This window comes from Burkholderia sp. 4NA327C6, from assembly GCF_005502655.1.
Lineage (GTDB): Bacteria > Pseudomonadota > Gammaproteobacteria > Burkholderiales > Burkholderiaceae > Burkholderia > Burkholderia contaminans.
Genome location: NZ_SCNZ01000041.1, coordinates 1 through 12,775, shown reverse-complemented (window position 1 = coordinate 12,775; position 12,775 = coordinate 1). Strand labels below are relative to the sequence as shown.

Below are 12,775 nucleotides of genomic sequence, written 5' to 3'. Positions count from 1 at the left end.
AAACGATAAAAACTCCTATGCATTCCTACAAGATGAACCAGCACGCCGGCACGCGACTCGCGGGGACCGCCATTGCCACCTGCCTGACCGCCTTCGCGTCGGGCGGTGTCCACGCACAGAGCAGCGTCACGCTGTACGGGCTGATCGACACGTCGATCACCTACGCGACCAACCAGCGCACGCACGGCGCCGGCTCGCCGGGCAGCGGCACCGTCGCGATGACGAGCGGCGCACTGAACGCGTCGCGCTGGGGGCTGCGCGGCCGCGAGGATCTGGGCGGCGGGACCGCGGCGGTCTTCACGCTCGAGAACGGCTTCTCGGGCACCACCGGCGCACTGTCGCAGAAAGGCGTCGACCTGTTCGGCCGCCAGGCATGGATCGGCCTGAGCTCGAAGACGGCCGGCACGCTCACGTTCGGCCGCCAGTACGACCTGATCCTCGATTTCGTGACGCCGCTCGGCGCGTCCGGCCCCGGCTGGGGCGGCAACCTCGCGGTGCATCCGTACGACAACGACGATTCGAACCGCAACCTTCGCATCAACCACGCGGTGAAGTACACGAGCCCGACATACCGCGGGCTGACGTTCGGCGCGATGGTCGGGTTCTCGAACACGGCCGGCCAGTTCGCCAACAACGCGGCGTGGAGCGCGGGCGTGTCGTATGCGAACGGGCCGCTGAAGCTCGGCGCCGGTTACCTGAAGATCAGCCGTGACCGCAATGCGCCGAACCCGAATGGCGCGCTCAGCACGGTCGACGGCTCGGCGACGATCACCGGCGGCAACCAGCAGATCTGGGCCGCGGCCGGCCGCTATGCATTCGGGCCGCATTCGGTCGGCGCCGCGTGGTCGCACTCGACCACCGACGGCGTGACCGGCGTGCTCCAGGGCGGCGGCATCGCGCCGCTGAAGGGTGAATCGCTGGTGTTCGACAACTTCACGATCGACGGGCGCTACGCCGTCACGCGTGCGTTGAGCCTCGCGGCCGCCTACACGTACACGATGGGCCGCTTCGACACGCGCACCGGGCAAACGCGCCCGAAATGGAACCAGGTCGTGGCGCAAGCCGACTATGCGCTGTCGAAGCGCACCGATGCGTACCTCGAAGGCGTCTACCAGAGCGTGAGCGGCGGCAACGGCAATCCCGCGTTCAACGCGACCGTCTGGACGCTGACGCCATCGGCGAACAGCAACCAGGTCGTCGTCGCGCTGGGGCTGCGACACAAGTTCTGACGATGCAAAGCGGAGCGGTGCAGCGCAAAGCTGTTGCGCCGACCGTGTCGGGCAGGCATTTCCAGCCCCGCTCGATCGTCATGCCCCGAGCCGGAATGGCCGCGCCCGCGCGCGGCCTTTTCGCTGTGGCGTCGCCCCGCGCGACGACAAAAATGCGCCCCGGTCTGTCGCATCGGCGCAAAAAAATGCGGAGAAACTGGTCACGCTGTGACATTTTTCCTAATCTGTCTCCAGCGACGCCGCGATTTGGCGTTCCGGTCGCGACACTCTTTCATATGGCGCACCAGCGGCTTACGAACATGATTCACGTCGTAAGTGCCGGCCTTTCGCGCCATTCCGGCCGGATACGGGCGTGCCGGTCGCACGCCCGACGCGTTCAACGCAGTCAACCGCTGGAGACGAACGATGAGCAAAACGAACCGATTTGCGGTCCTCGCAACCTTCGTGCTGCTGGCCGGCTGCCACAATGCGGCGAAGACGCCCGAGAATGCCGGCACGGAGCCGACACCCTCGAGCGAAGCCGTCGCCACGGTGACGGCCGACGAGCTCAATGATCCGAACAGCCCGCTCGCGAAGCGCAGCGTCTACTTCGATTTCGACCAGTACTCCGTCAAGCCCGAATACCAATCGCTGCTGCAGGCGCACGCCGACTACCTGCGCAGCCATCCGTCGCGGCACGTGCTGATCCAGGGCAACACCGACGAACGCGGCACGTCCGAATACAACCTCGCGCTCGGTCAACGCCGCTCGCAAGCCGTGATGAGCGGGCTCGAAACGCTCGGCGTGCAAGCCTCGCAACTCGAGGCGGTCAGCCTCGGCAAGGAAAAGCCGGTTGCGCTCGGCCACGACGAGGATTCGTGGGCGCAGAACCGCCGCGCCGATCTCGTCTATCGTTGATCGCGGGCCGCCGCGACGGCGGCGGCATCCGCTTGAACGGCATGGCAGCCCGCAGGCCGCTGAAGCGGCCGCACGGTTCCGCCCGCGGCATGCTCGCGAGCAACGACACTGCGCCCGATGACGCGCCGCGTTCAACGCCGGCGTGCGAGCCGCCGATGAAGCCAGTGCGACAGCACGGCCGACGTCACGATCGCATCGAGCGTGGCGATCGCGTTGATGTCGCCGACCTTGTCGGATTTCTGGAGGTAGGCCACGAGTTCGACGAAGCCGATCATCGCGCCTGCCCCGACGACCATCCCCAGCAGCACGAACCAGCGCCGCCGGATCCGCGTGCCGATTGCACCCATGATGCCGCCCGCCACGGCCGCGGGCACGAAATAGCCGAACAGGAAAGACGCGAAGAAGATCAGTGGCACCATGCCGGCGCTGACCTTCAGTCCCTCCCACGACGGACCGTCGATCAACGACCACGCGGTCAGCATCACGGCCGGCCAGACGAGCGATGCGACCAGCGGGCCGCCGACGGCAAACGACATGCAGCCGAACATGACGGGATGGGACCGGCGCGACGGCGGAGGTTCTGCGGTAGCACTCATGTTCTTTGTAGTCGGAATCGGAATGGCGGCTGCCGGAGTGTATCAAGGCACGGCAAGATGCCTCCGGTCTGCCCCTTCGCGTTCGACGATTCGCAAAAAAGCATGGAATAAACCGCCCGCCCGAAACGTTTCGTATTTCGTCAGCGCGCAGACGCACGGTTCGAGCGAACCGGCCTTTCCAGCGTCCCGCGCGCGGCAAGGAGGCGGACATGAAATCGGCAAGGTTGGCCGCGGCGCTGATCGCCGCGCTGGTGCTCGTGCTGTCGGCGGGATGCATGTCGTCGGGTAGTGGCACGGCGCAGGGACCAGGCATGAGCCGGTATGGCGGCGGCTCGGGAGGCAGCGGAGGCGGTGGCGGCAGCGGCTACTGAAGGACCGCTGCAGAAAATCGGGCGACGCGTCGCGCGCGAGCACCGGAAACGGCTCGATCGCGCGCGACGCCCCGCCCTGCGGCACGACTTAACGCATCGCCTTCACGTCGGCCGGCGTGACGCTCGCGGGCTGGCCGCCCCACGTCGCACGCAGGTAGTTCGCGAGCTGCGCGAGTTCGTCGTCGGTCAGCGTTTTCGCGAAACCCGGCATCCGCTGCAGGTTTTCGAAACCGGCGAACTTCTGCTCGTCGATGCCGTCGAGCATCGCGACCAGCAGGTTGCGCGAGTCGGCCTGACGCACCGTCGAATTGCCGTTCATCGGCACCGCCACGTGCGGCTTGCCTTCGCCGTTGAAGCCGTGACAACCGGCGCACACCGCGAGATAAACAGAGCGCCCGGCCGCCAGTTGCGCGGCGTCGGCCGACACCGGCTTCACCGGTTGCGGCGCGGGCGGCGTATCGCCGAGCAGGTACGTCGACAGGCCGCGCAGGTCGTCCTTCGTCAGATACTGCGTGCTCAAGTGCACGACCGGGTACATTTCGCCGAACGCCGAGCCTTGCGGCGCGATGCCGACGCCGAAGAACGTCTGCAGGTCGGCGCCCGTCCAGCCGCGCGCGGCGAGGCCGGCCGGCGTGATGTCGGGCGCGGCCACGCGGCCGAGCGCGGCGCCCGCGAACGGTTTCGCGCTATCGAGCTGGCCCGTGAACGCGCGCGGCGTATGGCATTCCGCGCAGTGGCCGAGCGCGCCCGCCAGATAGCGGCCGCGCTGCCAGTCGGCGGATTGTCCAGTCGACGCATCGGGCAGGCTGTCCTTCAGGAACACCATGTCCCAGAAGACCATCCCGAAACGCAGGTTGTACGGGAACTTCAGCTCGTGCTCGCGGTTTTCCTGCGCGACCGGCTTGACGGTCTTCAGGTACGCGTACATCGCGTCGGAATCGGCGCGCGTGAGCTGACGGTACGACGTGTACGGCATCGACGGATACAGGCGCTTGCCCGGCGCCTTCCCGTCATGAAGCGCGGCGTAGAAATCGTCCGCGCTCCAGCTGCCGATCCCGTGATCCTTGTCGGGCGTGATGTTCGAGCCATAGAACGTGCCGAACGGCGATTCGAGGGGCGCGCCGCCGGCGAACGGCGCGCCGTCCTTCGCGGTGTGGCACGCCGCGCAGTCGGCGGCCTTGACGAGATAGCGGCCGCGCGCGACCGGGTCGGCACCCGGCGCGCCGGAAGCCGCGTTCGAGGCCGGTGCGTCCTGGCCGCCGCATGCGGCGAGCAGCAGCGCGCAGGCGGCCGCGAGCGCGGGCAGGCCCGCAGCCCGCGCGACACGATGAGCGAGTGTGCGTTTCATGCGGAGTCCTTCACGAGTCCCGGCGTCGTCAAAATCACGTCCTTCACGGCTGCGTAGTAACGGACATAGCCCGTGCAGCGGCAAAGGTGCGCATCGAGCGCCTCGGTGATCGTGCGTTCGACATCGGCCTTCGCGACCGGCTCGCGCTTCAGGCGTTCGATCAGCACGGTGGCCGCGTTGACGAAGCCCGGCGTGCAGTAGCCGCACTGGAAGCTGAAATGCTCGAGGAACTTCTGCTGGATCGGCGACAGCTCGACCACTTCGCCCGCTTCGTTGCGCTTCGCGTGGCCTTCGATCGTGCGGATCGAACGGCCGTGGAAGAAGTGCGCGCCGGTGATGCAGGTGCGCATTTCCTCGCTCGTGCCGTCCGGCTTGTCGACGATCACGACGCACGCGTGGCAGATGCCCTGCCCGCAGCCGAGCCGCGAACCGGTGAGGCCGGCGTACTCGTGCAGGAACTCGATCATCATCAGCCCTTCCGGCACCTGCATCGGGCCGACGGACTTGCCGTTGATGTTCACCGACAGCGGCTTCTGCTGGAACCGGACGAGCGGACGCTCGACGACGGCCGGCGCCGATGCCTGCGCGGAAGGAACGGATGCCGGTGCGGCCGAAGCCGCACTCGGTGCTGAAGCGCCGGTCGCAGCGGCGCTGGCGCTCGCGGCCGAAGCCGCGGTTTGGGCGGTCGTCATGCGAGCACCTCCTGAATCTTTTGCGGGGTCACCGGCAGGTCGGTGAAACGATGGCCGATTGCGTGCGCGATGCCGTTCACGATCGCGCCGACGACGGGGATCATCACCACTTCGGCGACGCCCTTCGGCGGATCGGTCTCGGACAGCGGCGGCAGCACGTCGCCCGTCTGCGTCCAGACAGCGACGTCGGACGCGCGCGGCAACTGGTAACGGTTGAAGTTCCACGTGCCGTTGCCAGGGCCGTCTTCATACAGCGGCAGATACTCGTGCAGCGCGTGGCCGATACCCATCGCGAGACCGCCCTGCAACTGCCCCGACACGAGCTGCGGCGAAATCTGGTTGCCGCACTCCATGATCGAATGGTGCGTGAGCAGCTCGACCTTGCCGGTCGCTTCGTGCACGGCCAGCTCGACGAGCGTGCCGACTGCCGTGTAGTACGTGACGGCCGCGTTGTTGCGGCTCGTCGGCGGGATGAACACGCGCTTGCGGTCCAGCACGCGGTAGCCGTTCGCGGTCGGCGCCAGCGTGCCCCGCATCGCGGTGGCGCCGGCCGGTGCAGCCGTGCCGGGCACCGGGCCGTTCTCGCCCGTCTTCGGCGCGCCGACGCGCAGCGACAGCCCGTCGATCGGCAGACGCTCGACCGTGCCGCCCACTTCGAACTCGGCGTCGGTCCACTGCCAGCGGTTGAACACGTGCACGACGGCGCCGGTCGGCAGGCCCAGCGCATGCGCCTGCTTCGCGAGCTGTTCGAAGCTCAGCGGCTCGAGGCCGTCGGCGGTCAGCTTGCCGTCGACCCAGCGCGCGTCCTCGATGCGGATCGTGTACGGCGCGGCCTGGCCGCCGCCGAGGCCGCGCGTCCAGATCGACATCGCGGCCGGCCACAGGCCGTAGCGGAACACGGCGCGCGCGGCTTCGCGCGTGCTGTGCGTGAAGTAGTACGCGGAGTTCGTCGCGCTCGACGGCGACGCATAGCTCGGCGACCAGCGCGGGTTCGCGCTCAGGCGATCCTGGTCGGCCTGCGACATGATGTACGGATCGCCGCTGGTCTCGACCGGCAGGTCCGGCCATTCGGTCACGGCCACGCGCACTTCCGTTGCCGGACGACCCAGCCATTTCGCGACCGCGACCGCCTGCGACGTCGACATCCCGGTGCCGATCTCGGCCGCCGTGTGCTGCAGCGACACCTTGCCGTTCTCGTCGAATTCGACCTTCGCGAACGACGCTTCCGCGCCCGTGCCGAAGTCCTTCTGCACGCATGCGAAGCCGACGCCGTAGCGCTTGCCCGGGTTCGCGGCCTCGTATTCGGCCTTGCGCGCCGCGCGGCGCGTCCACAGGGGATGCTGCTTCGAGCGCTCGAGCACCTCGTCGACGCGCAGCGCGCCGGCGGGAATCGCCCCCTGCGTGTTCTTCATCCCCGAACGCAGCGCGTTGCGCAGGCGGAAATCGATCGGGTCGATGTTCAGTTGCGCGGCGATCTCGTCGACCGCCATCTCGGTCGCCGCCATGCTCTGCAGCGTGCCGTAGCCGCGCGCGGAACCGGCATCGATCGCGCGCGACGCGATCGCGACCGCGGCCAGGTCGCTCTTCGGGAAGTAATAGATCGATTGCGCGGCCGTCGCCCCCACCATCGCCACCGACGGCGAGAAGTTCGAGCGCCCGCCGCCGTTCGCCTCGAAGTCGCCCTTGAACGACTGCAGCAGGCCCGTGTTGCGGTCCACCGCGATCCGGTAGTGCATCTTGAACGCGTGACGCTTCAGCGACGTCTGGAACTGCTCGTAGCGGTCGTTCGCGAAACGCACCGGGCGGCCGTCCGCGTACAGCGCGCAGACAAGGCCGTAGAACGGCACGTTGAAGTGATCCTTGGAGCCGTAGCCGACCGTGTAGCACGGATGCACGAACAGCTTCTTCACCGGGAAGCGGCACTTCGCGACCATCGCGGCCGCGCTCTCGGCCACTTCGAGCGGCGACTGGGTCGGCACGACGAGGTGCAGCGACTGCGTCGCGGCGTCGTACCAGCAGTTCGCGTTGTCCGGCTCGAGCGCGGACGTATCGACCGACTGCGTGTTGTACTCGCGGTCGAACACGAGCCAGTCGGCCGACGGATGGTCGAGCTCGCTCGCGATCTGCCCGGCGAGGAACATGCCCTGCTCGTCGAGCTTGCCGTGCTCCTTGCCGTCCGGCCACACCGGCAGGTGCTTGCGCATCATGCTCGGGAAGATCGGCGCGTCCTTCAGGCTCGAATAGACGTCGTCGTCATAGGCCGTCTTGCCGCCCACGCGCACGTAGCGGAAGGTGCCCCACGGATCGCGCTCGAGCGGGCCCGTGACCGTGCCGTAGCGGATCACGTCGTCGCGGAACTTGAGCGCGTTCTTCGCGAAGCGAAAGCGCGCGAAGTCGTGATAGATGAGGATCGCGACCGCATGGCCGAGATACGCGGGCGTCTTGCCGGCCGGCAGCAGCATGTCGTCGCCGTAGAACGTCGGGAACGCGACGCCGTCGCGCACGAGATCGTCGGCCGTGACCACGCGGTCCGGCTTCAGGTCGTCGCCGAGCAGCGACAGGTCGAAGCCCTCGTAGATCCGGTCGGCCTGCGTGACGCGCAGGATCAGCGCATGCGACTGCTGCTGCGGCCAGTGCGGCATGTCGGCGGCGCGCACGTCACGGGCGAACACTTTCGAGCCCGTGACCTTCGCGATGCCGTCGATGCGGAATTGGGGGATGCCGGTGACGCTATCCCATTTGACGGGGGTGAGGAGTTTTTCTTCGAAGAGCGCCGCGAATGCGCGGCTGCCCAGGGGCGCGACATACACCGCGACGCCCGCCAGCACGCTGGCTTTCAGAAAACCCCGCCGTGACAGGCCGTGGTTTTTCATTGGGGGGAACCTCCTGATGCGGCTCGGACGGCGATCGGGTGTCGCGACGTTCGGAGCGGCGCGCATTCTGGCATTGTTTTTGATATATCGCCTATAGTATTTCTCGCATGAAATACTTATTGAATTTCTTATAACGGTATTCAGCCGGCCTGCGACAGCCGGTCGCGGGTGTCGCTTCGACCGCGTCGCGTGCCCGTCTGCAGCAGTTTCGATCGTGTCGCCCGAGCCCGCTCTGTGCTCGGTGGCCGGTCTTCCGCCGGCCCCCGAGCCGCATTCCGTTCGCGACGATGCTGCCCGGGCGCCGGCGAATGCGCAAGCCATTCGCGGGCGTGATTGACGACGAGCGGCCGGCGCGGCGAGCGGCGCCGCGGGCCCCTCCGGGCATCCACGCGGGCACCCCGCGCCGCCCGTGTTTCATGGTAATGTCGTGCGCATCCGGCGTGGCCGGGCTTCCGCCATGTGCCGTGCGGTCGCCGCCAGCCATCGCGACATCACGCGACATCGTGTCGAGGTCAAAAACCATGGCAGTCAGGGCATCTCTCCTGCACTCCGTTCTCGCCACTCCTCCCTCCGGCAACCACCGTGTGACGGCCGCGCTGCGCCCGTCGATGCTCGTTACGCTGTTCGAAGACGTCCGACCGATGGCGCTCTCCGGGCTCGCGAGCGGCTTCGTCGCGGCCGTCGCGCTGATCCGGCTGCAGCAGCTCTGGTGCCTCGCATGGCTGATCGCCGACGTCGGCCTGCTCATCGCGCGGCTCTCGATCGCGCGTGCGTACACCGTTCAACGCAACGCCGGCGACGACCGTGCCGAATACTGGGCGATGCGCTACGCGCCCGTGTCGCTCGTCGCGTGCTTCGTGCTCGGTCTCGGCGTGATGGGCTGCGTGCAGGCCGTCGACGTGGAGCTCGGCACGCTGTCGGTGATGGTCGCGGGCGGCGTGTTCGGCGGAATCGCGTCGCGCAATTCGGCGCTGCCGCGGCTCGCGATGATGCAGGTCACGCTTGGCGTGCTGCCGATCGGCGTCGGTGCGCTGCTCGCCCACCGGTCGGGCGCGTGGCTGCTGCTGCCGCCGCTCGCGATCTATCTCGCCGCGATGCGCACGGTCGTCCAGCGTCACTATCGCGTGCTCGTCGCGCTGATCGCCGCGCGCCAGCGCAACGCCGAACTCGTCGCGCGCTTCGACGCCGCACTCACGTACATGCCGCACGGACTGTGCATGATCGACGGCGAGCGCCGCGTGATCGTCGCGAACCGGCGCACCGCGCAACTGTTCGGCTCGCCGCGCGAAATCATGCTCGATACGCCGCTGCCTGCCGTCGTCGCGACGCTCGGCGCGAACGACGCGACCGATCCCGGCGGCGCCATTCTGGCCACGCAGTGCGAGCTCTGGCTGACCTGCGACGAACCCGCGCCGCTCGACGTCGTGCTCGCCGACGGCCGCCAGCTCGAACTGACCCGCCACCGCGTGCCGGACGGCAACGCGGTGATCATCGTCGAGGATGTGACCGCGCGCCGCCAGACCGAGCAGCACATCCGGCATCTCGCGCGGCACGATGCGCTGACGGGCTTGCCGAATCGCCACGAGCTGCATGCCGAGCTGAAGCGGATGCTCGCGCGCCGGCCGCGCGCGCCGGGCCCCGCGCTCGCCGTGATGTATCTCGACCTCGACGGCTTCAAGGCGATCAACGACCGGTTCGGCCACCAGGCCGGCGACGACGTGCTCACCCAGGTCGCCGTGCGGCTCGGCAAGACGCTGCCGTCCGGCGAGCTGGCGGCCCGCATCGGCGGGGACGAGTTCGTGGTCGCGATCGACGACACGACGATGCACGCGTGCTCGCTCCTCGCCGCGCGCATCATCCGGCAGATCTCGGCGCCGTACACGCTGTCGATCGGCGAGACGGTGAGCCTCGGGATCAGCATCGGCATCGCACTCGACGACGGGCACGGCTCCCCCGACGAACTGATCCGGCAGGCCGACAGCGCGCTGTACGAAGCGAAGTCGGCCGGCAAGGGAATCTATCGCTTCTATTCGAGCGGCAGCAGCCGGGTCACGCCCGTCATCGCGAGCTGACGCGGCTGCGCCGCCCGTTTTCCCCGCCGCCGCTCCTTCCGACGATTCAATTCCGAAACGCTTTGCGTCGCCGCATGTGTCGTCGCGCGTTCGCGTGTCACGTGACGTGTTCCGTAACATCGCCGCTCGCCGCCCGTCACGTTGGCTGCAGAAGCCTGCACGATCGAGGCAAAGCCGGGCTTTTCGAACCTGGCACTCTTATTGCTCCCTGTCAGGAAAACAGGTGTCAGGGAGACCCAACATGAATACCGTCGAAGTCCTCAGCCGCAGCGAAACCATCGACGAACTGGATGTGATCGACGGCGCGTCGCTGATCCGCCGGCTCGTGTCCGAACGGCGCATGCCTGTGCCTGTGGCCGCGCGGGAAGCCCGATGCGTCGACAATCCGCCGCTCACGCTGTACGGCGCGTTTCGCCAGGGCATCGCCGATCACGGTGCGCGCCGCGAGAATCCGTATCGCGCCGGCAGCCGTTTCTGGGCACTGTGGGAAGAAGGCCGTCTCGAAGCTGAAACATCGGGCCGGTAAGGCGGTGGCGAGCGCCGGCCCTGTCGCGACAAGGGGCCGGCGCGAAACATCGCGCCGGAATGCGGCCGGCGAGCCGCCATGCGTTCACCGCTGCAACATCGCACGGGGTTTCGCGTATCGGCTTTGCAACGCGCCCGTACGCATCCATGCGCGTGCCGCTTGACGGCGTTCGGCGTTGCGCACGCCCTGCGCGCCGCGCGGCCGTCGTTTCCCGATAAGATGGCGAATTCCGTTCACCGAACGATGCCGCCATGACCGCCTCTTCTTCCTCGCACCGCAATCCCATCCACTGCGAAATCGATCTCGACGCGCCAGGCAAGCACGCGGGCTACCTGCGGCTGCCGCATTCCGTGCACCGCTCGGCGTACGGCTGGCTGCCGATCCCGATCGCGTCGATCCGCAACGGCGACGGCCCGGTCACGCTCGTGATGGCCGGCAATCACGGCGACGAGTACGAAGGCCAGATCATCGTGTCGCAACTGATGCGCGAGATCGAGCCCGAGATGGTCAGCGGGCAGTTGATCCTGCTGCCGATGGCGAATTTCCCGGCGGCGGATGCAGGCCTGCGCGTGTCGCCGCTCGACGGAGGCAACCTGAACCGCAGCTTCCCCGGCGACCCGACCGGCACGCCGACGCAGATGATCGCCCACTATATCGAGCACGCGCTGCTGTCGCGCGCAGAGTATCTGGTCGACCTGCACTCGGGCGGCAGCTCGCTGCTGTACCAGGGCGGCAACATGCTCGCGATCGATCCGCTCGACGCCGACGAAGCGGCGAAGCTCAACGGGCTGCTGGTCGCGTTCGGGCTGGACAATGCGCTGCTGCACGCGCCGAATCCCGTGCATTCGGCATCGGCCGCGCGCCGCCAGGGCGCGATCTCGATCGTGACCGAACTCGGCGGCGCGGGCATGGCCGATCCGTCGCTGATCCGGATGGGCCGCCAAGGACTGCTGCACTACCTCGGCCATATCGGGCTGCTGCACGGCGCGCTCGTGCCCGATGCGCCGCCTACCGTCACGCGCTTCATGCGGGTCGACGGCGAGCGCCACTTCGTCTACGCGTACGAGCGCGGGCTGTACGAGCCGCTCGTCGAACTCGGCGACCAGGTGAAGGCCGGGCAGCCGGCCGCGTGGGTGCATTTCCCCGATACGCCGCTGCGCGAACCGGTGCTGCACCGCTTCAAGGGCGACGGCGAAGTGGTGTGCAAGCGCGTGCCCGCGCAGGTGCAGCGCGGCGATTGCCTGTTCCAGCTGGCGGAGTTGTCGGCGCCGCCGAGCATCGGCCAGACGGCCTAAATCCGGACCTCTCTCCTTTCCCTGCTGTCTGCCGGTCATGGCGGACGGCATGCGTTCGCCATTAACCAACTTGACAAATTAACTTACTTGGTTATGATCGCAGATGGAAAAGAGAACGCCTCATTGCAAGCTGCCTCGCGTCAAGGCACTCGTCGAAACCGGCCAGGTCCGGTTGACCGCGAGCGCGGTACTCGGCGCCCGGCTATTGGGTTTCACGGAACGGGAGGCGCTCGATGTCGTGCTGTCGCTGACCGATCTCGACTTCCACAAGAGCATGACGACGTACGCCGACCACACGATCCGGCAGGACACCGATCTTTCACGGTGCGTGGCGACGTGTACCTGAAACTGACGGTGATCGACGATGTGCTGATCGTGTCTTTCAAGGAGCGATGAACATGAAGTGCCCTGCATGCGGTGCCGCCAGGCTGGTCCGCGACACGCGAGACATCCCTTATACCTACAAGGGCCGGTCGACTGTCGTTCGCGACATCACCGGCGATTTCTGCCCGGCCTGCGGGGAATCGGTGCTGGATCTCGACGAGGCGACCCGTCTCGGCGAAGCGATCACCGAATTCAACAAGCAGGTGAACGCCACCATCGTCGACCCGAAGTACATCGCGAAGGTGCGCAAGAAGCTGAAGCTGGATCAGCGCGAGGCGGCCGAGCTCTTCGGTGGTGGAGTCAACGCATTCTCCCGTTACGAAACGGGCAAGACGAATCCGCCGCTTGCCCTCGTGAAATTGCTGAAGCTCCTGGATCGTCACCCCGATCTGCTCGCCGAAGTTCGAGCGGCATAGCCGCTCGCCTGTCGCCGTCGAGCATGCGTCAGGAACCGGCTTACACGCGTGCACGCTCTTCCCGCCCACTTCCCCC

The 12,775-nt window shown here is 67.5% G+C and carries 11 protein-coding genes and 1 pseudogene; 8 read left to right on the top strand and 4 right to left on the bottom strand.

Translation table 11 applies throughout. The annotated features are described in order from the left end of the window. Positions 1-17 precede the first annotated feature (17 nt). On the top strand, positions 18-1,229 hold the full coding sequence (locus FFS49_RS31175; protein ID WP_071332575.1) for a porin: 1,212 nt from the start codon (positions 18-20) through the stop codon (positions 1,227-1,229). A 405-nt stretch (positions 1,230-1,634) separates the two neighbouring features. Further along, the gene (gene pal, locus FFS49_RS31165; protein ID WP_039357728.1) at positions 1,635-2,126 is read left to right on the top strand and encodes a peptidoglycan-associated lipoprotein Pal; all 492 of its coding nucleotides are present in this window, start codon (positions 1,635-1,637) and stop codon (positions 2,124-2,126) included. A 131-nt stretch (positions 2,127-2,257) separates the two neighbouring features. Here the strand turns inward: pal and FFS49_RS31160 are convergent, their stop codons facing one another. Next, the gene (locus FFS49_RS31160; RefSeq protein WP_224755671.1) at positions 2,258-2,662 is read right to left on the bottom strand and encodes a hypothetical protein; all 405 of its coding nucleotides are present in this window, start codon (positions 2,660-2,662) and stop codon (positions 2,258-2,260) included. A gap of 269 nt (positions 2,663-2,931) precedes the next feature. On the opposite strand from FFS49_RS31160, the gene FFS49_RS42170 reads away from it, so the two are divergent. Beyond that, positions 2,932-3,093, top strand: a complete 162-nt coding sequence (locus tag FFS49_RS42170; protein WP_171026863.1) for a hypothetical protein — start codon at positions 2,932-2,934, stop codon at positions 3,091-3,093. Between the two features lie 88 nt (positions 3,094-3,181). On the opposite strand, the gene FFS49_RS31155 is transcribed toward FFS49_RS42170, so the two are convergent. From FFS49_RS31155 to FFS49_RS31145, 3 genes are read right to left on the bottom strand one after another with little or no spacing between them, the layout of a single operon-like run. Beyond that, positions 3,182-4,441 (bottom strand): cytochrome c, encoded by a 1,260-nt coding sequence (locus tag FFS49_RS31155; RefSeq protein WP_105815213.1) that lies wholly within the window; start codon positions 4,439-4,441, stop codon positions 3,182-3,184. Beyond that, the gene (locus FFS49_RS31150) at positions 4,438-5,133 is read right to left on the bottom strand and encodes a (2Fe-2S)-binding protein (RefSeq protein WP_105815212.1); all 696 of its coding nucleotides are present in this window, start codon (positions 5,131-5,133) and stop codon (positions 4,438-4,440) included. The genes FFS49_RS31155 and FFS49_RS31150 overlap by 4 nt, the downstream gene beginning before the upstream one ends. Next, positions 5,130-8,006, bottom strand: a complete 2,877-nt coding sequence (locus tag FFS49_RS31145; protein WP_105815211.1) for a molybdopterin cofactor-binding domain-containing protein — start codon at positions 8,004-8,006, stop codon at positions 5,130-5,132. Before FFS49_RS31145 ends, FFS49_RS31150 begins: the two co-directional genes overlap by 4 nt. Before the next feature lie 521 nt (positions 8,007-8,527). Between FFS49_RS31145 and FFS49_RS31140 the strand changes: the two genes are divergently transcribed. The 5 genes and pseudogenes from FFS49_RS31140 (at position 8,528) to FFS49_RS31120 (ending at position 12,699) form a co-directional block, all read left to right on the top strand. Beyond that, positions 8,528-10,078, top strand: coding sequence for a sensor domain-containing diguanylate cyclase (locus tag FFS49_RS31140; RefSeq protein WP_071332570.1), 1,551 nt, complete (start codon positions 8,528-8,530; stop codon positions 10,076-10,078). 241 nt (positions 10,079-10,319) lie between these two features. Next, a complete protein-coding gene (locus tag FFS49_RS31135; RefSeq protein WP_039357714.1) occupies positions 10,320-10,604 on the top strand; it encodes a hypothetical protein in 285 nt (94 codons plus the stop codon). 251 nt (positions 10,605-10,855) lie between these two features. Further along, positions 10,856-11,899, top strand: coding sequence for a succinylglutamate desuccinylase/aspartoacylase family protein (locus FFS49_RS31130; protein WP_071332569.1), 1,044 nt, complete (start codon positions 10,856-10,858; stop codon positions 11,897-11,899). Between the two features lie 103 nt (positions 11,900-12,002). After that, positions 12,003-12,295: pseudogene (locus tag FFS49_RS31125) on the top strand (type II toxin-antitoxin system MqsR family toxin). 2 nt (positions 12,296-12,297) lie between these two features. Continuing rightward, positions 12,298-12,699, top strand: coding sequence for a type II TA system antitoxin MqsA family protein (locus tag FFS49_RS31120; protein WP_039357704.1), 402 nt, complete (start codon positions 12,298-12,300; stop codon positions 12,697-12,699). Positions 12,700-12,775 lie beyond the last annotated feature (76 nt).